Source organism: Ignavibacteria bacterium (assembly GCA_025612375.1).
Classification (GTDB): Bacteria; Bacteroidota; Ignavibacteria; order Ignavibacteriales; family SURF-24; genus JAAXKN01.
Map to the genome: position 1 here is coordinate 92,159 of JAAXKN010000011.1, position 20,734 is coordinate 112,892.

General features: G+C 43.3%; 17 protein-coding genes and 1 tRNA gene. 3 read left to right on the forward strand and 15 right to left on the reverse strand.

What is annotated here, in order from left to right:
* Positions 1-102: 102 nt before the first annotated feature.
* Positions 103-1,434, forward strand: coding sequence for a DUF1565 domain-containing protein (locus HF312_09515; GenBank protein ID MCU7520439.1), 1,332 nt, complete (start codon positions 103-105; stop codon positions 1,432-1,434).
* Positions 1,435-1,438: 4 nt separating this feature from the next.
* Here HF312_09515 and HF312_09520 read toward each other — a convergent pair whose 3' ends face one another.
* From HF312_09520 to HF312_09580, 13 genes are all read right to left on the reverse strand, one after another.
* Positions 1,439-2,146, reverse strand: a complete 708-nt coding sequence (locus HF312_09520) for a polysaccharide deacetylase family protein (protein MCU7520440.1) — start codon at positions 2,144-2,146, stop codon at positions 1,439-1,441.
* A gap of 164 nt (positions 2,147-2,310) precedes the next feature.
* A complete protein-coding gene (locus HF312_09525; protein ID MCU7520441.1) occupies positions 2,311-3,228 on the reverse strand; it encodes a glycosyltransferase family 2 protein in 918 nt (305 codons plus the stop codon).
* 4 nt (positions 3,229-3,232) lie between these two features.
* Positions 3,233-4,564, reverse strand: coding sequence for an O-antigen ligase family protein (locus HF312_09530; protein ID MCU7520442.1), 1,332 nt, complete (start codon positions 4,562-4,564; stop codon positions 3,233-3,235).
* A complete protein-coding gene (locus HF312_09535; GenBank protein MCU7520443.1) occupies positions 4,561-6,045 on the reverse strand; it encodes a polysaccharide biosynthesis protein in 1,485 nt (494 codons plus the stop codon). The genes HF312_09530 and HF312_09535 overlap by 4 nt, the downstream gene beginning before the upstream one ends.
* 47 nt (positions 6,046-6,092) lie before the next feature.
* Positions 6,093-7,271, reverse strand: a complete 1,179-nt coding sequence (locus HF312_09540) for a glycosyltransferase family 4 protein (protein ID MCU7520444.1) — start codon at positions 7,269-7,271, stop codon at positions 6,093-6,095.
* A 30-nt stretch (positions 7,272-7,301) separates the two neighbouring features.
* The gene (gene asnB, locus HF312_09545; GenBank protein MCU7520445.1) at positions 7,302-9,215 is read right to left on the reverse strand and encodes an asparagine synthase (glutamine-hydrolyzing); all 1,914 of its coding nucleotides are present in this window, start codon (positions 9,213-9,215) and stop codon (positions 7,302-7,304) included.
* 103 nt (positions 9,216-9,318) lie between these two features.
* The gene (locus HF312_09550; GenBank protein MCU7520446.1) at positions 9,319-11,925 is read right to left on the reverse strand and encodes a polysaccharide biosynthesis tyrosine autokinase; all 2,607 of its coding nucleotides are present in this window, start codon (positions 11,923-11,925) and stop codon (positions 9,319-9,321) included.
* Between the two features lie 38 nt (positions 11,926-11,963).
* Positions 11,964-12,575, reverse strand: a complete 612-nt coding sequence (locus HF312_09555; GenBank protein MCU7520447.1) for a hypothetical protein — start codon at positions 12,573-12,575, stop codon at positions 11,964-11,966.
* 28 nt (positions 12,576-12,603) lie between these two features.
* Entirely contained in the window at positions 12,604-13,122 is a 519-nt protein-coding gene (locus HF312_09560) for an N-acetyltransferase (protein MCU7520448.1), read from the reverse strand.
* Positions 13,112-14,203: a Gfo/Idh/MocA family oxidoreductase gene (locus HF312_09565; GenBank protein ID MCU7520449.1), complete on the reverse strand. Its 1,092-nt coding sequence runs from the start codon at positions 14,201-14,203 to the stop codon at positions 13,112-13,114. The genes HF312_09560 and HF312_09565 overlap by 11 nt, the downstream gene beginning before the upstream one ends.
* Positions 14,204-14,271: 68 nt before the next feature.
* Positions 14,272-15,396: an exopolysaccharide biosynthesis polyprenyl glycosylphosphotransferase gene (locus HF312_09570; protein MCU7520450.1), complete on the reverse strand. Its 1,125-nt coding sequence runs from the start codon at positions 15,394-15,396 to the stop codon at positions 14,272-14,274.
* Between the two features lie 32 nt (positions 15,397-15,428).
* Entirely contained in the window at positions 15,429-16,592 is a 1,164-nt protein-coding gene (locus HF312_09575) for a DegT/DnrJ/EryC1/StrS family aminotransferase (protein ID MCU7520451.1), read from the reverse strand.
* A gap of 142 nt (positions 16,593-16,734) precedes the next feature.
* Positions 16,735-17,244 (reverse strand): hypothetical protein, encoded by a 510-nt coding sequence (locus HF312_09580; GenBank protein MCU7520452.1) that lies wholly within the window; start codon positions 17,242-17,244, stop codon positions 16,735-16,737.
* Between the two features lie 609 nt (positions 17,245-17,853).
* Between HF312_09580 and HF312_09585 the strand changes: the two genes are divergently transcribed.
* A complete protein-coding gene (locus HF312_09585; GenBank protein MCU7520453.1) occupies positions 17,854-19,227 on the forward strand; it encodes a sigma-54-dependent Fis family transcriptional regulator in 1,374 nt (457 codons plus the stop codon).
* A gap of 61 nt (positions 19,228-19,288) precedes the next feature.
* Here the strand turns inward: HF312_09585 and HF312_09590 are convergent.
* A tRNA-Pro gene (locus HF312_09590) sits at positions 19,289-19,363 on the reverse strand.
* A gap of 188 nt (positions 19,364-19,551) precedes the next feature.
* Here HF312_09590 and HF312_09595 point away from each other — a divergent pair.
* Complete coding sequence (locus tag HF312_09595; protein ID MCU7520454.1) at positions 19,552-20,049, forward strand: YajQ family cyclic di-GMP-binding protein; 498 nt, start codon at positions 19,552-19,554, stop codon at positions 20,047-20,049.
* 79 nt (positions 20,050-20,128) lie between these two features.
* Here the strand turns inward: HF312_09595 and HF312_09600 are convergent, their stop codons facing one another.
* Positions 20,129-20,731, reverse strand: a complete 603-nt coding sequence (locus tag HF312_09600) for a hypothetical protein (protein ID MCU7520455.1) — start codon at positions 20,729-20,731, stop codon at positions 20,129-20,131.
* Positions 20,732-20,734 lie beyond the last annotated feature (3 nt).

Sequence of the window (20,734 nt, forward strand, 5' to 3'; positions counted from 1 at the left end):
CTCTTGCCAATCGCCTTGAATTATTCCCTTATTTAGGTTCTATTATATAATAAAACTGGATTATAACCTTTTCAAAAACAAGTCACATTACGGGCTTTAGATATGGGTACATGTTTAAGATTATTTCTGCTGGCCGTTATTCTTACCGCTGCAGGGTGTTCGTCATATGCATCAAGTACATATTATGTCGATATAAATAATGGGAGCGATTCGAATTCCGGGCGCTCTGAATCAGAGGCTTTTAAGACCATACAGAAAGCCTCCGAGGTTATCGCTGCAGGCGACATCTGCATTGTAAAAAAAGGGAACTATCCCGAAAGGGTTTACATCCATACTTCAGGCACCTCAAAATCCCCCGTCACATTCAGGGCTTCCGGCAAAGGTGTTGTTACAAAGGGTTTTACTGTTGAGGCAGACCACGTTGAAATTGACGGTTTTGAAATTACTTCGACCTCTCCTAAAGGCTGGAAAGAAGGAGCCGGCATTCACTTAAGGGGACGCGGCTTAAAAATTCTCAACAATTATATTCACGATGTATTTCTTGAAGGAATCCGCCTTGGAGACGACCTCACTTCCGATGCAACAAGCAGGTGCCTTATCAGGGGAAACAGAATGGCGCGCTGCGGGCAGGCCGGAATTCAGATTGCAGGACAGAATAACACAATTGAAAATAATGACATTTCAGGAACCGTCCAGTGGTCAAGGACAAACCCGCAGAACCTGGATGCCGACGGCATGAGGTTTTTCGGCTCAGGCCACATAATAAGAAAAAACCGCGTGCACGACATTTCACTTAATGACCCTGAAAACGGCACCCATCCTCATATAGACTGTGTTCAGACCTGGGGGCCTGCAAGCAATATTACGTTTGAAGAAAATGATTTCAGCCTGGGAGAAAGAAGCCTGAACAAGGAGATTGTGATGATAACTGAAGTTACCCCGCCGGTAAGGAATATTGCTTTCAGGAACAACATTTTCCACGATACGTTCCGCGGACTTAACATTTACGGCTCACATTCCCCCGCTCACCCAAGCCCTATATATGAAGTTTTTATAATAAACAATACATTTGTCAACATCACAGACAACGCATTCGAGCTGCATGACACGCACAATGCAAAGGTAATAAACAATATTTTTTATAACTGTACCGCTCTTTTTACAGATCCCTCCTCCAGAAGAGGCACTCTTGATGTGGGCTATAACTGTTATTTCCGCACCGACGGCAAAGAGACTGAAGGGATCATACATTCCCCCGGAGACCTCCTGAACATAAACCCGGGGTTTCAGAACCCCGGGAAAAAGAATTACAGGCTCAAAAGCACTTCTCCTCTTAAAGGGCGCGGGAAGAATTTATCGGAGGAAAAAGGTGAAGCCCAAAGGAAAACAAAAAAGGCAAAAACTTCCGACATCGGCGCAAATATAACTTTATAATACTTTATGAACCAGCCTCCGACGCCCTGTAATCTGCGTCAGTCTTCTTTATTGCCACGCTCCTGCCTTTCAGGCTTAAGAGCTTTTCTTTCAGGGGCCTGAAATAATTCATCCATTTATAGGCCCCCAGTATTTTCAGCTTAAATTCCAGTATACTATCCGAGGGGTCGACCCTCACCCTGCCAACTGCGGAACTATTTAATTCAGATGCCAGCACTTCATAGCTGCTTGTAAAGGCTCTTTTATATCCGGCTTCCAGTGCATGTTCAATGAGGCTCTTGTTAAAAGCGCCATATGGAAATGAAAACAAGTGAACAGCATTGCCGATTAATGATTCTAAATACTCCTTAGACTTTGTGAATTCTTCCTCGACCTCCAGGGGATCTAGGTCTGTCATGATCCTGTGTGATAATGAATGCGATCCGATCAGGACAGAATCCGCCGGGAGATTTTTTATATCGCGGGCTGTCATTATCTCTTCATCTTCGTCGTTGAACCTCTTATTGAATTCCCATCCGGGCCTGCGCCCCAGGTATTTTGCCGGGAAGAAAATTGCACAGGGAATTCCAAGTTTTACCAGTTCAGGGATGGCATTTTTAATCAGGCTCTTAAAGCCGTCATCAAATGTCAGCACTACGTAGTTCTTTCCCTTTTGGAGGCTGCCCGCGTAGTCGGCTCTTAAGGGCACGGCATATTTTACCAGGAGATTCATCTTACACCTGAACTTTTCTATTTCCTTGCCTTTAACAGAATGGAAATAAATAACGGTACACCTTCCTTCAGGCTCTTTGCCAATAAGCCTGAGGATACCTCGCTTAAGAAGAAGGATTATATAGCAGCATAAACTTACGGCAAATTTAATTCTGCGATGTTTCATTACACCAGATACTCTTTGTTTTTGTCTGTTTTCGAAAGGCAATAGAAATTTCTTTGGTATAAAATATTTGTTATGCGTTCCATCTGCTCTTTTCTTACATAGCGCACAAAGTCAATATTTACAGGCCTTTCCTCCTGCTTCAGGGTTGTCCACCAGAACCCTGCAAAGCGGAATATGCTTCCTATGACATATGGCTTTTCCCTGAAGCGGAAAATGCATTTCATAGCCTGGAAGAAGGGATGGTATCCGAGGCAGTACTCAACGGCCCCCTGGCGGAACTTGAAGTTAAGAATGTTCAGGACTGCCGTACCCGTTCTTCTATGGTGAAGGACCGGGAGGTGTGAAATGGATTTAACTTCCCAGCCGTGCATTCTGACAGATATTTCAGCCACGCCGTCTTCTCCGCCGTTTGCAATCGGGGTAAGCCCGCCAAGCTTATCAAAACACTCGCGCCTGAAGAACTGAATGGCATTTCCGACGCTGTTGTCGCTGTTAATTCCTTTATGCATCTTGCCGTCATAAAGATCAAATATCTGTCCTCCGGCCAGGCCAAGCCTGGGATTAACATCAAATTCCTTCAGCAGCTTTTTATAGTAATCCACTTCAAACGTTATATCGGCATCCAGAATGCCTATAAAATCATATGAAAGATTTTTTATGAGTGTGTAGCCTATATTTACCGCATAGACTTTAGAGGCAAAATCTCTCCCCTCGTTACTCGTCACCTTGAGGAGTTGAATAAAATCATAATCTGCCTCATACTGTCTTACTATTTCATCTGTGCAGTCTTTTGATCCGTCGCTTACAATAATCCATTTAAGCGGAAGGATAGACTGCCTTAACACAGCTCTAATTGTGTCTTCAATAAAAGCCTCTTCGTTTTTTGCTGCGGTAATCAACACATAAGTCGTCTTCATAGATTCACTCTCCAATCAGGTATGGGGTTTCGATCAGGTTGTTCCCGGTCTTCAGAACAGCTGACCTTCCCGCCAATACCCACGCTATCCAAAAAAATATTGAATTAATTGAGTTGCCCCCGGTTATTGCAGTTTCGGCAAAATTCGATAAAAGAATCATTACTATGAGGGCAATAATCAATGCCTTGTAGTCGCTTTCAGGTATAAAAGAAATGCGCCATAGAGGAAGAATCAGAACTGCGCACCATAGTAGAAATGCAAGCAGGCCGACACCTATTACAACTGAGATATATCCGTTATGTAGTGAAGCTCTTGAGCTTCCGATCCAAAGGGAGTTTTTGGGGTCGTAGAACCTCGCATCCTCCCACACCTTGCCTTCCACAGAGTAGCCGTAGCCCTGGAGGGGACGCTCGGAAATTAAGATGCGGGCACCCTGCCAGAAACCTTCGCGTCCAGTAAGGTCGGTAATACCGCTGTCTCCCTCCCTTTGAAAAACCTGAGGCTTGAATTGTGTTACAAGAACTGCAAGCAGAATAAACAGGGCAGCAATAATTCCCGCCTTCAAAAGTTTTCTCTCAACAAGATACCACGTTATAAGCCCGACAATTGCAACAACAATTGATGTACGGCTTCCGGTCAGGTAGTGAAGAATTAACGTCAGTATGCCAAGTGCAATAACAAAAAGCTTTGAGTTTAAGCTCACAGCCCTCCTGTATTTCCACATGAGCACGGGGTAGGATACCATGCAGAGCCCGCCCAGGGTGTTGGGGTGATCCCAGAGCCCGAGGAATCTTTCTTCAGCCTCCCACCACCAGACTCTTCCGGGCAGAAGTATAAGAGCGAGTGAATTTACTATTACGGAAAAAGCTATAAAGAAGAACACCACGTTAAGCGAAGTTTCAAACTCCTTTTCACTTTGAAGCCAGCTGTCCAGTCCGAGCAAAAATCCCCCGAGTGCAAGAAAAGATGCCGTGCGTATGAATGTAAATTCCTTATCGATGGAATAACTGACAGATACAAATGCCAGAACGAGGAATACGCCAAGGAGTATAAAATGGACTGATATCCTTCCCCTGTTTACAGGCAGAAGCTTCAGATATTTGATAACGCCTGCAATTCCTGTAAGGGCGAGTATCCCGATTCTAAGGTATGAGCCCAATCCCCCTTCGGACTGGTAGTCGAATGAAGGCGAATTGTTAAAGAAAATTGCAGAAACCCAGGGGGATATAACAACGAGTAAAAGAGCGGCTTCATACCTGATTACAGATATATATATAACTGCCGCGGCAAGAATGCCTGCAATTAAAATAGCCAATATGAGATAAAGATCTGTCATAAGTTTTCACCAGTAAGCTGTTTTTCAATTGCCCGGTTATTCTTCTTTTTAAACAACCCGGATAGAAATGCCTTTTCATTTTTTTTGAGGAATTTGCCCCAGTACAGCGTGAGACCCGTTGACAAAAGTACAATTAAAGCCACGGGGTAATAGAAATATGCAGGAACGTTCCTGAATGTAAAAGCATTTACAAGGAGTATAATAAAGGCAAGGCTTACCATTATAACGCGCCTTAGTTCAAGCCTGAGAGTAAACGTCCTGGAGCCCTGAACAAGAAGCATTACGGCAATTGTAAACATGATGATATTAAATACAGCAACGAGCCCCCAGATTCCATACTGGCGGATAAATATATAATTTAATGCCACACTAAAAAGGCTGAGGCTGAAAACTATTATTCCTGTTACATGAGTCTTGTTCTGAACGTGCAGCAAGGATTGTCCCACGTATTGCAGCCCCTGGGCCGCAATACCGGGCAGAAGTAAGAATATAAAAATGTAGGCGTCACTATATTCAGGCGGGGCAATAAGGTGAATGAGGCCGCGGAATACAAAAACTATCAGGAATCCTACTACGGTAAAAGTAAGCAGCAGATAGGTAGTAAGTTTTGATATTGTTGCCTTAATTTCAGGGTTATGCAGATTGGCAAAGACAAAGGGTTCATATGCCATCTGGAAAGGAAGAATTACAACCATCTCGGCAATTGATGCAATCTTAAAGGCAAGTGAGTATATTGCCACCTGCTCAAGGTTTGTAAAATATCCCAGGAAATAGACAGCCGATGTATTCATTAATAGATTTCCTGCCATGGCAAATATGAGAGGAAACCCGAATTTCAGAAGCAGAAGAAACAATTTTGGTGAGACTGACAAGCCGTGCTTAAGAGAAACAGCAGCTGTTACAACAGCCCAGATTATGCCATAGGACATGATCTGTGAAATAAGTATGCCCTGAATTCCCATATTTAACTTCACAAGAAACAGGAGGCTTCCGGCAATAAGCAGCAAAGAGGCCGCCAGATTAATAATCATAAAAACCAGCCCCTGGTTTTTTGCCCTGTAGTAAGAAATAATATTTATGCATAATGACTGTACAACTGCCGTAAGGCAGGTAAGCATAATGTAGTTTGAGATATCCCCTGAATGCAGCACTACGCGAAGTATAGGGCTGAAAAGATAGATTGTAACAAGTGTAGTCAGAAGGCCGCCCATAATATTCACAGCCAGAGCACTTCCCAGGAATTCCTTCAGCCGGTTTTCCTGTTCATATTTTGCCATAAACCTCATCATACCGCTTCTGATACCAAAGTCCACAATTGTAACAAGTATCTGAATTGTCAGCAGAAGCGTGGAAAGGAGCCCGTAGTCACTCAAGGAGAGATAATGCGTATAAAGCGGAATAAGCAGAAATGATGAAGCCCTTAAAACCACCGTCCCGACCGAATATACAATTGCATTCTTACCGAATATTTTAAGATTCAAAGAATCGCCCTATTTTAGTAAGTTAATTCTCAGTTTTATGCACAAGATTATTTTCCCAGGCTTTCCACAAGGTTGAGATATCTCTTTCCCATTACGGTGCCTGAAATTGCGCTTACCACTTCATTTGCATTCTGCGAGATCTGCATGCGCTTTTCAGGACTAAGGCACAACTCGGCAATGGCATCAGCGAAAGCCTCAGGCTTATCTGCCCGTGCAAATTTAATACTGCTTTGGTCGAAGATAAGTGAAAGAGAGTATAGATTAGATGCAATTACAGGGAGACCTGTTGCAGCATATTCAAATGTTTTAGTTGACAATGCGAGATTCATATACGGGTCGTCAACGTAAGGCACCAAGCCGAGGTCAGATTTTTTAATTATCTCATAAATTTCTTCAAGGCTCCTGGCGCCGTTTAAGAAAACGAGTCCTTCAAGGCCCAGGTCCCTGATCTGTCCTTCGAGTTTAATTCTGTAGTCGGTATCATATTTGCCATAAATATGAAGTGTGCTCCGTGGGATTTTATTCTGCAGAAGCGCAAGTGCCTCAATTGCAGTATGTATTCCGAACCTTTCAGCAACTGTGCCGTGGTAAAGTAGCCTGGCCCCGGATTCAATCCTTTCAAAAGTGCGGTTGCAGTCGAACTGGAATATACGGGTGTCTGCCGTATTAAGGACAAGAGTGATTTTCTCCGGCGGAACTCCCCTTTCGACAAGTTTATCCCTGCATGCTTCAGTTACGGTTATAAGGTGGTCTGCAAAACTGCACGAGAGCTTTTCAACTTTTCTTACAGCCGACATCATCAGGGATTTCTTTTTATCCGGCCACTTTGTCTCAAAGAGGTCCACCGTAAGGTCATGAATATCAAGAATGAGTTTTTTCCCGAGCATCTTCTGCACAATACCTGTAAAGATGAGGAAGTCTGGCATATTATGCACCTGTATAAGCCTGTAGTCTTTTTTCATGGCCAGGGTCTGCATCTTAATAATGGAAAGCAGGGAAAACATGAAAGACAGCCATACGTATCTTAGAATGCTTTCCTTGTTTACACTTCTCATTATCCTGTGCACTGTTACAAGACCCATCTTTTCTGTCTCTGCCTGTTCAGCCTCCCTGAGGCAGATAACGTCAACATGATAACCTTCTTCCTCAAGCACTTCGGCCTGTCGTCTTACGCGGGGGTCGTAAGGATAAGACGAGAGAACAACCATGCAGATATTTTTAGACACTAAAACACCTCTTTTTAATAATCCTGTTGTTTATATGTAACTTTCCATCATTCTCATTTTCTCCGGGGCAAGAAATATTTCAGCCCATTTTTCAATTGAAAGCAGGAGATAAAGAAATCTCTTGTGATCAGCCTTGTTGTTTTTGTGCTCATAATACATCCTGCTGACCGCATTTTCGTTCAGGTAGTTTTTTGTAATTGAATTTTGAGAACTTACGTAGTCCATCAGCTCATCTCCAAGCGAGTCCTTAAGCCATATCTCCACTGGATCCTGGAAGCCGATTTTCCTCTGATGCACAATTTCCTTCGGGAGGTAATGTTCGCAGACCTTCTTATGAATATATTTGCCCGACTTCCCCCTGATCTTCAGAGTTGCAGGAATGCTCAAAGCCGTTGAGGCAAAATCTATATCAAGGAAAGGAACTCTTCCTTCTATACTTGCAGCCATTGCCATTTTATCCTGAACGAGGAGCAGGTTCTCCGAAAGTGAGCTGAACATGTCGTAGAGGAACATTTTCTCTACAGTCGACCCATGTATGCTGTCGTGCAGGACTTTTTCAACCTCATTAACATAGTCCACTTCGTGCGAGTAATCCAAAAGTTCGCTGTTAAAAAGGTTTTTTCTTTCCCTGTTATTCAGTATGCATGCGGCGCTTGTTATTCTCTTTATATCGCTGTCCTGCCTCAGGTAGTCCGCAAATCGAGAGAGCTTCCTCTTTTTATTAAGTGAAATCGGGAGCATGAGTATATATTTCATGAGCTGGGGTTTTAGGAATGAATATTTGTTTCTATAGAAAGCGCCAAGGTGCCTGTCGTAGCCGCCGAAGGGTTCATCTGCCCCCTGCCCGTTTAAGAGCACTTTTACTTTTCCCTTTGCCAGTTCAGTCACAAAGTAAACGGCAACGGCAGATTCATTTCCCAGGGGTTCCTCAAGATGCCAGAGATACTGCCTTAGGAAATCGGAATAGTCCTTTGAAGTAATCACCCTGTGGTGAAACACAGCACCGAACATGGCAGCATTAGCCTCTGCTCTTTTGATCTCGTTATCTTCCTCTTTCCCTCCTTCAAAGCCGATAGTAAAGGCATAGACTCCGCGTCCGGCATATTTACTCATAAGAGCCAGTATGGAGCCCGAGTCTATTCCGCCGCTTAGGGAGATCCCGACCGGCACGTCAGCCATCATCTGTCTTTTAACAGCCAGTTCAAGCCCATGCCTTAAGATCTCAATCCACTCGCTTTCACTTCTTTGCGTATCAATTTCAATAGCCCTGTCCCAGTATGGCTTCAGGCAGAACTCTTCTTTATGCCCAATTGAGAGCATGTGTGTCGCGGGGACTTTGCTTATGTTGTTAAGGAGAGTATAAGGAGCAGGTGTATGCCTGAAGGTAAGGCACATATTCAAAGCAGCGGGGTTGATCTCTCCGGGTATCTTCAGGTAGTGCATTATCGATTTTAATTCTGAGGCAAAGACGAGCTTTTCATTATCGGCATAGTAATAAAGCGGTTTTACGCCGAAGTGGTCCCTGGCCAGTAGGAGCCTTCTTTTATTTGAGTCCCAGATAGCAAAGGCAAAAATCCCGTTAAGCTTAGAAACAAATTCATCCCCGAATTCCTCATAAGCATGCACTAAAACTTCTGTATCCGATTTCGTTCTGAATATGTGTCCTTTTTTAAGGAGGTAATCCTTAATTTCCTGATAGTTATAAATCTCGCCGTTAAAAGTGACCCAGACAGACTCATCCTCATTAGTCATCGGCTGGTCCCCCGTACTGAGGTCAATTATGGAGAGTCTTCTATGCCCAAGTCCTATTCCCGCATTCTGGTCAATGAAGTAGCCCTCGCCATCAGGCCCCCTGTGGCTCATGAGGCGTGTAGACTGCTTCAGGAGCTCCGGGCTGACGGGGTTATAGTTCTTAAAGTTAAATACTCCGAATATTCCGCACATTTTTCTTTCTTTCTTCCGGCTTTTCTTTCATCCGGCCACTAAAATTGTGAATAAATCGATCTTTTTCTGTTAAGGAAACCTATCCCGCTCCGCCCGGGAAGTTTTACTTCTTAAGCAATCCTTTGCTGTAAGAGCTTTTTGTTCCTTTGGAGTAAGTTCCTCCACTCAGTTTTTTAGCGTTTCCTTTTTCGCCATAGGCATAGCCGTAACCATATCCATAGCGGTGTTTGAAAGAAGAGCGGCTGATGTCGCATGCATTAATGAGTATGCCGCTTATATTTATTCCCGCATCAGTCATTTCCATCATACCCCAGCTGACACTGTCCTTAAACGATTTTCCGGGTCGTACGATTAGTACTGCGTCCCTGACAAACTTTCCAAGCACCAGCACGTCAACAACTCTTGTAATTGGCGGAGTATCTATAAGAACATATTCAAAAGGTGACGAGCTTATCATATCAATGAGCTGTTCCATTTTGAAGGAACCCAGAAGACTGCTCGAAGCCTCTGTTATTCCACCAGCCGTAAGTATCTTCAGGTTGCGCACATTGTCCGGTTCCTCACCAAGAGGAATCTGGTATGTATTAAACGTTGTCTGCCCGTCAGAGAGGAAGTTAACCAGTCCGGGCGAATCGACCTTAAGATTAAATGTCTTTGTAAGTGAGGCTTTCTTGAGGTCGCAGTCTATCATGAGCACTTTTTTATTTGCCTTTGCAAGTGAAATTGCGAAGTTGGAAACAATTGAGGTTTTTCCGGTATCCTCTTCGCAGCTTGTAAACATGAGTATTTTTTTACCCGGGAATTTTGCCTCCAGCTTAGTCTGCAGCACCCTGTAGGATTCACGGAAGCCCTCCTGATCCGGCATAAGGGTTACAAATCTTTCATGGTAGTGAGTTGAGTTTTCGATTCTTTTCTGGACTTCCCTGGGGTAGTTTGGAATAATGGCAAAGATCGGAATATCGTACTCATTTTCAACGTGATCAGCATCTACAAGCCTTCTGCTTTTTACTTCCTGGACGGTCATGCCTATAAAACCTATAAATATTCCGGCCATAAGCCCGAGCCCAAGGTTAAGCGCCTTCTGAGGGTGTATTGGCTTACCAGGCTCGTGGGCCTCGTCCAGAACGGTTATGTCCTGAAGCTTTGATACCTCAGCAATGCGCATCTCTTCTCTTTTATCCAGCAGAAGCTTAAATATCTTGTCGTATACGTCTTTCTGCCTGGTCAGTTCAGCCAGGCGGCTCTCGTCGGGAGGCAGAGCCTTAATCATACCTGAATATTTGGAAGTAAGTCCGCTTAACTCATTCTGCTTTTTCTTAGCCGAGTTTATTATGATCTGATATGCAGTTAGTGTATTCTTGTTGTATGTTGAAAGCTTGTCTTTAATCTGTTTTATCCTCTCATCCAGGTTCAGGACGTCCGGGTGGCTTTCTTTCCTGGTCTGCAGCAGTTCAACTCTTTTGACCTCCAGGTCCGAAAGCTGCTTTAAGAGTCCGGAAAAAGGAGAATTGGACTGCTCCTCCGCCTGAGGAGTAAGGTATGTCTGATCTATATAGCCCTTTGTCTTAAGCTCACTTTGCATCTGAGCAAGTTTAGTTTCGCGGTCCGTCAGTTCCAGGTCGGTTTTAATCTTTTCAGCCTCCAGGCTGCTCAGGAAATCCACCAGGTTTTTTGAATTCTCATCGATGGATGTAAGCTTTTTAGCAGACTTGAACTCGCTTAAGTTCCGTTCAGCATTTTTAAGTTTTTCCGAAACGTCACTAAGCTGCTTATCCACAAAGTCGTAGGAATATTTTATATTTTGTTTCTGCTGGCCTATTCTTGCGCTTCTGAATTTTTCAGCCGCGGTATTAGCAATAAGCTGTGCGGCATAAGGCGAGTGCGACTGGACGGATATCTTAAAAATATCTGTTTTAACCACGTGTTCGACGTTAATTGATTTACCAAGCCCGTCCAGGGTTTCATTATAGCTGCCGATATTAAAGAACACACGGCTTCCCACCTGAGCCTCCGGCCAGTCAATTTTAAAATATTTGCCAGGCAGGTTAAAAACCACAAAGGAATGTTTTTCTGAAGTAAATTCATTCTTAAGGCTGTCCAATGCCTGGTCCTGGCTGCTGCCCGTGTTCAGGTATGTTGTGTCGACTGAGGACTGAAGAAGGCTGTCGTTCTTTGCGTTATAAATGCCATAGGTATTCCGGGCAGTCTTTGCAATAAAGAATGAGGATGCCGGTTCTGAAGGTTTAACAAGCACTTTTTCGAAAGCAGGCATGAAGCCTGGCGTACCTTTCCTTAGGAAATTATGGTTGTAGTCTACAGCATCGGAATTTATCTTCACGCTTTTACCGTCGGGCTCAACCAGTTTATCGATGCTGAGGTTAAGCTTAAGTTCATCAATAATGCTGTTAAGCACCTCCCTGGTTTTGACCAGTTCCATTTCAGTTTCAATTTCATCCTGGGTCTGGAGGAGGACCAGACTCTTAAACTCGTCGTTTGCGGAAGACTTTTCATCGCCCCTGTCTTTCTTGAGCATTACCGAGGCTTCGTAGACAGGCTTTGAAAGCGTATTATACAGGAAGGCCAATGAAACGAGTACAATAACTGAAATAAAGAGTATTTTCTTTCTTCTGTTTATAATCTGGAACAGTTCGCCTAGTGTAAATTCTTCCCTTTTCTTTCCATGAGGCGCGGGTTTCAGCAGTTTGGCCATTTTAATTCTCCCGGGTTAAAATACAAATCTTACTCAATTTATTTTCTCACAAACAGAGCAACCAGTGTAACCAGAATTCCTGCACCGGAGACAATCATGGCAATGTTTCTTGCTCCCACCCACCATTTCCTGGGCACATAAAGCCTGTCGCCTGAGGTTAAACTGATGTCATTTTTATTTTCGCCCTCTTCAATAATTTTGGCGGCATCAATTTTAATCTCCCTGTCGTTGCGTACGATATACATATCACCCAGGTCGGCATCACTTGTTTCCCCTCCTGCAAGGGCCAGCAGGTCTGAAATTTTTTCAACTCCTGTAGCGTAGTATGATCCGGGTGTTTTCACCTCACCCAGCACATTTATCCTGTACAAAGGGCGCACAGTAACTTCGGGCTGCCTGTAGAGGGAATCATATTTTGAAATGATTTCCTTTTTCAGGCTTTCGAATGTTATGTTCTCAGTCTGAAGTGTTCCGATAAAGGGCAGCTGAAGCATCCTGTCCTGCGTTATAAAGTAGTCGCCTGAGATCTTGTCCGTTATGTTGAAAAAAGCCAGCCTTACCCCGTCTCCGGGATTAAGGGACTGTGCCTGGATCTTCAGAAGACTGGATAGTAAAAGACAGAAAACCAAAAGCGCCAGATGTTTTTTCATAACCATTCCTGTTTATAAAACGTATTTCTTAAAGTTTTAATCCGGTCGTATCAGTGTAATTAATCAGTTCCGGCGGAGCATTCCTGACTTTAATTATGCGGGCAGGCACGCCTGCAACCACGGCGTTCGGAGGGACGTCTTTTGTCACCACAGATCCGGCTCCAACGACAGCATTTTCGCCAATAGTAACTCCGCAGAGTATTGTAGCAGAAGAGCCAATGGAGGCTCTCTTTTTTATAAATGTTTCCACTACTTTCCAGTCCTGTTCATTCTGCATCGATCCGTCAGGATTTGTTGACTGCGGGTATTTATCGTTTATGAAAGTTACATTATGGCCTATAAAGACCTCATCTTCAATATGGACGCCTTCGCAGATAAAAGTGTGGGAAGAGATTTTGCAGTTTTTGCCGATAGTGGCGTTTTTCTGGATTTCAACAAACGTTCCGACTTTTGTATTGTCACCTATTGAGCAGCCGTAAAGATTTACGAAGTCATAAATCTTAACATTTTCCCCGAGCTTTACGTCATTAATCTTTTTATAATCCATTACTCATAATCCTGATTTTCTTAACAAAATCTTCTCTTTCAAATTCTTTTATTGCGGGTTTCCGTTTTCTCTTTTCCTCAAGCTCGATTAAGCATCCGCGGTTTTTTATTGATCTGTCTGATGCCTCAAGAATTCTTACTACCTCAAGGCCGTCTTTTCCATTTGTAAGCGGCTGCCTGCCTTCTTTAATTGACGAGACGAATTCCTTTACTCCAACGGCGAGAGCTTCGGTCTGGATTACTTTCGGGGAATACATATCCCCTATTCTGTACTGAACGAGGGCTTTGCGGATTTTTTCTTTTGAGGTGAGCATTTCAATGCCGCAGTCGTAGACCTTAATTTTTTCTGAATTTTCCATGTCGTCGTAGACCAGCATTTTTTTGGTGCCGGCAAGTATCATTCTTCTGATCTTTACCGGAGAAGTCCAGTTGACGTGGAAATGCGCAAAGCATGACTCATTTTTGAAGTGAATTGAGATATGGGCGATATTTTCCTGGGCGTAATAATTTGCAATTCCGTTTGCCGTAACGGCAACGGGGATTTTCCCCTGCAGGACATAATTCATTATTGCAAGGTCATGCGGGACCAGGTCCCAGATAACATTTACATCGTGCTGAAAGAGACCAAGGTTTATCCTGACTGAATCAAAATATATAATGTCGCCAAGTTCCCCGCCATCAACAATTTCTTTTATTTTCTTAACAGCCCCGGTATAAAGGAAAGTGTGGTCTACAAAAATTCTTAAATTTCTTTTTTCGGCAAAGTCTATAAGATCCCTTGCCTGCATAGAATTGGAAGTAAAGGGCTTTTCCACCCAGATGTGTTTACCCGCCTCAAGGGCCCTTTTAGCAAATTTATAGTGAGTGTTTACGGGAGTGGCAATTGCAATTGCGTCCACGTCGCTCATTAATAATTCGACAAGACTATCCGTAAGATCAACGTTTGGAAACCGGAGTTTAATAAAATTAAGCCGTTCCTGTTCTTTATCGCATCCAATTACTTTTTCAATTTCTGTATCCGCCTGGAAATTTCTGACCAAATTAGGCCCCCAGTATCCTAAGCCAACTATTCCTACCTTCATATACTTCTCCAATTACCATATAAAGTGAACTGATTATTTATCTATCTAAAAAACAGTAATACTTTCAGTCATCTGCCTCCTTTTGAAAAGAGCAATACAGGAATTGTCTTAAATAATAATATTATATCCAGAAGAACTGACATATTGTGCACGTAATAAAGGTCGAGTATAACTGAATCATTGAACGATACGGAACTTCTTCCCGAGACCTGCCAGACTCCTGTACATCCCGGCAGAACGCAGACCCTTCTTTTCTGCCACTTTTCATAGTTTTCAAATTCATAAGGCACACATGGGCGCGGTCCCACAAGGCTCATTTCGCCCTTAAGGACATTTATGAGCTGAGGCAATTCATCGAGGGAAGTTTTTCTTAATATTTTACCAATTTTTGTTACCCTGCTTTCATCAACAATCTTTGTATCCCCGCCGGTGCTTTTATTATTTTTCATAAACCCCAGCATCATCTCTTTACGGTGTTCATCCTCCCGGCCAAGGGAATACATGGTTCTGAATTTGTACATTTTGAACTGTCTGCCGTTTCTTCCGACCCTGAGCTGCCTGAAGAGAATTGTTCCTGGCGAAGTAACCTTGACTAGCAAGGCGATCATGAGCATTAGAGGAAGAAGGGCCATAAGTGCGGCAGAGGCAACAATGACGTCGAGAATCCTTTTAAGCAGTAGTGTTACATTGCCGTCTGAATACCTTGAGAGATCGATATAATAATGGCCGCAATACTTTTTAAGTTTAATTTTCTTTTCAATTATTTCAAGCTTTTTCGAAGAAGCCCTCACACTTGCTCCTGCTTTCCGGCAGCGTTCGGCGGTGTCGAAAATAAAATCCAGGTCCCCGTTGTCCTCAGCAATTATGACCTCCTTTATTTCATAAGCATCCAGTATATACTCCAGCTGGTCCATGCTTCCCAGTATTTTTTTATTTTCCCGGGCTCTTCCTTCTTTAGTAATAAAGCCAGCGACATGCAGGCTTGAGTCATTCTGCTTTATCACCTCTTCTTCCAAATGCAGCCCGGACTGTCCCTCGCCGATTATAAGAATATTTCTTTTTTTACTGCTGAACTTGTAAGAACTTGCATTGAACTTCATAAGGACCGGGGAAATGGCGATTACCGTAATGACAGACAGCACTAAAACCGGGACAAATAATCCACCGATATATGCGAGAACGAAGAAGAGCATCTCTATAGATTTACCTCTATTATTTTACATTCTTACTTAATACTTTCCTCAACACTGGCTTTGCTTCTGATGTTTTCAGCCTTAAAGAAACTCCTGATTTTTTCAGCCACATATTTAATCTGGCTTTCAGTAAGTTCAGGAAACATCGGCAGCGAAAGACTGCCTGAGGCCAGTTTTTCTGCTACGGGGAAATCGCCCTTTTTGTATCCGAGATAAGAAAAGCATTTCTGCAGGTGAAGCGGAACCGGGTAATGGAGCCCCGTGGCAATTCTGTTTTCCTTCAGGTAGTCAGCCAGGCGGTTTCTTGCCTCTTCAAGTCCGCTGCGCAGCTGTACAACATAAAGGTGGTAAACATGCTTTGCATAGGACATTTCACGGGGAAGTTTGATTTCTTCAATATCACTCAAGTACTCATTGTAAAGCTTTGCCGCAGTCCGCCTTTTTTCAGTCCACTCTTCGAGGTACTTCAGCTTCACTCCAAGCACTGCTCCCTGGATTCCTTCCATTCTGTAGTTATGCCCGAATATTTCGTGGTTATATTTTTGACTGGAGCCGTGTTCACGTATCATTCTTATTTTTTTTGCCAGGAGGTCATTGTTTGTCGTGGCAGCTCCGGCCTCCCCATAGGCGCCCAGGTTCTTGCCGGGATAAAAGCTGAATGATGCAGCCTCAGAAAGGCCGCCAACTCTTTGGCCCTTGTATTCTGCAAGGTGAGCCTGTGCACAGTCCTCTACAAGATAAATGTTGTTTTTGTCAGTAATGTCTCTTATTGAGTCCAGGTCGGCTGCCTGTCCGTACAGGTGGACGGCTACGAGGGCGCGTGTATTGGGTGTAACTGCCTGCTCAATCTGAGGGACCGCGATATTGTAACTCTCAGCATCGCAGTCTACAAAGACAGGTTTAGCTCCGTTTAGTGTGGCGCCCCAGGCAGTAGCTATAAATGTATTAACCGGAATAATAACTTCATCACCCTCTTTAATTCCCAGTGCCCAGAGGACCGCATGATTTCCGTCGGTGCCGGAGCTTAAGCCGATGCAGTGTTTAACATTCTGAGCCAGGGCAAATTCCTGTTCGAACTCTGAAACTGCTTTTCCGAGTATGAAGGCGCTGCTATCGAGTACTTCCTGAATTGCCCGGTTAACTTCATCTTTAATTGACTTATACTGACTTTTCAGATCCTGAAATGGTACTTCCATCTTGTCTCCTGCTATTAAATTTCAATCAGAATACAAAGCTCCGCAGTTGTGGGTCACGCCGGGCGGTTTCACAAAAAGAAATTCTTTCAAAAATCAGGCTTAAAAGAGTTCTACAGAAATATTGTTTTTAAGCCGCAAGTCATTAAATTTTCAGCCTCCCCGTAATTGCACCGGAATAATCCGTACATGGAGCAAGTCTGGCCTGCAGTTCAGAAGATATCTTAATAAAATCCGGAAGCAGCCAGGCGTTATCCTCAAAATAGATAGTTCCCTTTATATAAGAATTACCTTCAAAGGGAGTAAACATAAGGCAGTTCTCGCCGTTTTTCCTGTTGAGTGTAATTATTTCCAGAACCTTTTCAGCACAGAGGGCAAAGATCATATTATCACAATTGATCAGAAGTATCCTAGAGTCGCTTGTAATTTCGCCTGTTTCACACCTGAAAAAAGTATTTCCATCTATTACAGGAAAATTACTGCCGTATTGTTTTACGGTTTTATTTCCGCTGGAATAAAGGGTGAAATACTTTTTCAGATCTTCCGGTTTTATGATAGCCGGAACTTCGGCAATATTAACGCACAGTTCATGGTTATCCATCATGAATATTACCAGTCCCTTCAGTGTGTTAATATATGCGAAGTCGTTTTTCATTTTATTGCTTGGTTTAATACACTATGGATGCAACTTGCGTGCCGCATGGTTTTACAGGTAAAGCTTTTATTCCGGGCGTTTTTTTAAGGGGTAAATTTATCCCTGAAAATTATTTTTCATGAAGCGTAAAAATTTTTTACGGTTTGCGTTTGTCCGTGGGCAGGAAATGTTGCTGAAGGTTACCTGCGGGCAACAGGCAGAAAAATTATTTCAGGAGGCATTTTATTTAGCCGTAGAAATATTTACGGGCGACACCAATACACCTTGATTTTCAAGCAGCTTTATTTACATTAAATGTAATAAAGCTTATTCCGGAACAACAGAATTTAGCACAGTGCAGATACAATAAGCTGGGCAGTATAGCCGTTAAATTTCTTTTGTGAGACAACAGTATTGCTTTATTAAAATTGTGGAATATATACGTGGTCTGTTGTGTCATAATAGTTTCAGGAAACCGCTCTTTCTGTTCGGCTGCGGCTTATTTTCTTCTGCAGGTTATCTTCTGCTTTTCCGGCCAGCCTTTGCATCGAGGATTGCATAAGGATATTATGGAAGTTATTCTGAAAGAGAAGTACGTACCGCAATGTATGGCTGTGTGAAAGGGAGGATATGGAAACTATTTTAGTAATTGAAGACAATGATATTATGAGGGCAACACTCAGGATCTTTCTGAGTGAGCTTAACTGCAGGCTGGTTTTTGCCGAGGATGGGGAAAGGGGCCTGGAACTGCTTGAAAAAGAACATCCTGATCTTGTTATTACGGACCTGATGATGCCCGGCATAAATGGAATAGAAGTTTTAAGAAAAGTAAAAGAATTTGACAGGGACATACAAACTTTGATTGTAACCGCTTTTGAAGACCTTCAGTCGACAATAAAAGCGATGCAGATGGGGGCATATGATTACATCAGGAAACCTCTGGAATTCGACCATTTTATAACAACGGTCAAAAGAGCTCTTGAATGCAGGGTTTTAAGTGAAAGAGTTGCCATTGCAATTTCCGAAGATTCAAATGATTTCCTACTGGAAAACAGCATCATTGGAAATCACCCTTCCATGCACGAGCTTTACAAGAAGATCGGGAAGGTATCTGCCAACAGGGTAAACGTTCTCATTCAGGGGGAAAGCGGAACGGGAAAAGAGCTTGTCACAAAAGTAATACACTATTCAGGAGTAACCAAGGACAGTCCTTTTGTTGCCGTCAACTGCACGGCGCTTTCGGAAACCCTTCTTGAAAGCGAGCTCTTCGGACACGTAAAAGGCGCCTTTACGGGTGCAATAAAGGATAAAAAAGGCAAGTTTGAGCTGGCCGGAGATGGTACAATTTTCCTTGACGAGATCTCGGAGATATCCCCCAACCTGCAGGTAAAGCTCCTCAGAGTGCTTCAGGAAAAAGAATTTGAAAAAGTCGGAGGTGAAGCCACAATTCCGATGAGGGCAAGAGTGGTGGCAGCAACAAACAGGAACCTTTCGGATCTTGTTGCCAAGGGGCAGTTCAGGAGCGACCTGTTCTACCGCCTTCAGGTTTTTACAATTGAGGTTCCCCCTTTGAGGGAAAGGAAAGATGACATTCCCAACCTTGTAGTGCATTTCCTGATGAAAATCAATAAGGAGCTCCACAAGAGCATAAAGAAAGTGCCATATGACGTAATGGAAATGCTTACCAATTATGAATGGGTGGGCAACGTCCGGGAGCTGGAAAATACGCTTCTGCAGGCTGTAGTCCTGGCAAAGGGGGATGTGCTCGAAAAAGAATATCTCCTGCTGCAGAATAATCAGCAGAGATTTCAGGTCGAAAATCCGGGCAAGGCTAATTTAAGCCTGGCCGAAATTGAAAAGGAGCACATAAAGCTGGTGCTGGATTCAGTAAAATGGAACAAGGAAAAGGCATGCAGGATACTTGGAATAACGCGTCCTACGTTAAACGCAAGGATAGAGCAGTATTCTCTAAACTATGTGTGCAACAGCCATTATGTAGCTTAGTCATTTAAAAAGCAAAAAGCGGATCAGAGACATCTCTGATCCGCTTTTTTTTATCTTTTTGTCGGGGCGAGAGGATTTGAACCTCCGACCTCCTGGTCCCGAACCAGGCGCTCTAACCGGGCTGAGCCACGCCCCGAAAACACTGAATTTTTCAGTTCTTAAATATAAAGATTCTTAGCCATAATTTGAAAGAAAAAAGTATATAATTTGAAATATTCTTTTCATCTTTATGCCCCTCCGACGGGGCTCACCGCTGTTTTTGAAGTTTTGAGGAAAAAAGATTATATTTTGAACATAATATTTAATAACGGGGGCTAAAAAAGAGTGGCACAGAATCATTCGTTCGACGTAGTTTCAGAGATTGACTTCCAGGAAGTAGACAACGCAATCAACCAGGCTGAAAAGGAAATTCAGCAGAGATACGACATAAAGGATTCCAATACGACTCTTGAGTTAAACAAGAAGGACAAGTACATCCAGATTAATTCCAAGGACGACTATTCGCTTAAAGCCAGTGTGGATATATTGCAGTCGAAATTCATAAAAAGGAACATATCACTTAAGGCCATGAAGTTCGGGGAAGTCGAACCTGCCTCAGGCGGAAGGGTCAAGCAGAAGATAGACCTTCAGAGCGGGATATCAAAAGAGAATGCGAAAATAATTGTAAAGCTGATAAAGGATTCCAAGGCCAAAGTTAACGCACAGATAATGGATGAGCAGGTGCGCGTTACGGGCCCTAAGCTTGACGACCTGCAGTCTGTAATATCCATGCTCAAAAACGCTGACCTTAATTTCCCGACACAGTTTACGAACTACAAATAAGATTTACCAGGTGTTTAGAGGGCAGGAAACGTCTCCTGCCTTCTTTTTTCCTTTCTTCCCTTTTTAATTTTTAATTGATTTACACATACGCCTGGCGGAGCCTTTCGTGCTCCTCGGCAGTAAAGATGTCGAATTCCTCGGGGAGTATCTTTTCCACGTCGCCGAAATAGTCCCCTTCGGAACCCTCTTTCTGCGTAACGGATTTAATCCTTTCTGAGTTAACCACGTCCAGGTTCTCCACAATAATGTTTCCGCTGCCGTCACGGTCAATTCTTCCTTCAATCAGGTACGGCCCCATGGAAAGCGTAAGCTCGGCAAATTTGTTATATGTTTCAGGAAACAGCACGGCTTCAAACGTGCCTGTCAGGTCCTCAAGCGAAAGGAATTTCATTATATCCCCCTTTTTTGTCCTTATGCGTTTTGAGGACATATACCAGCCGCCCATTTTAACCCTGCGCCCTTTATGTTTATGCATATCCCGGGCTTTAATTATTGAAGGCCCGCCCAGGAGCTCATTAAAAAATTCCAGGGGGTGGCGGCTTACCATATAGCCGAATGATCCATATTCTATTGCACAGACCTCCTCGATGGAATAATCCACGTCTGTTTCCACTTCCCGTTCAAGTTTAAGTGTTTCGCCTGCAAAAAGGCTGCTTGTGCTGAGGGTTTTTCTGTATGACATATA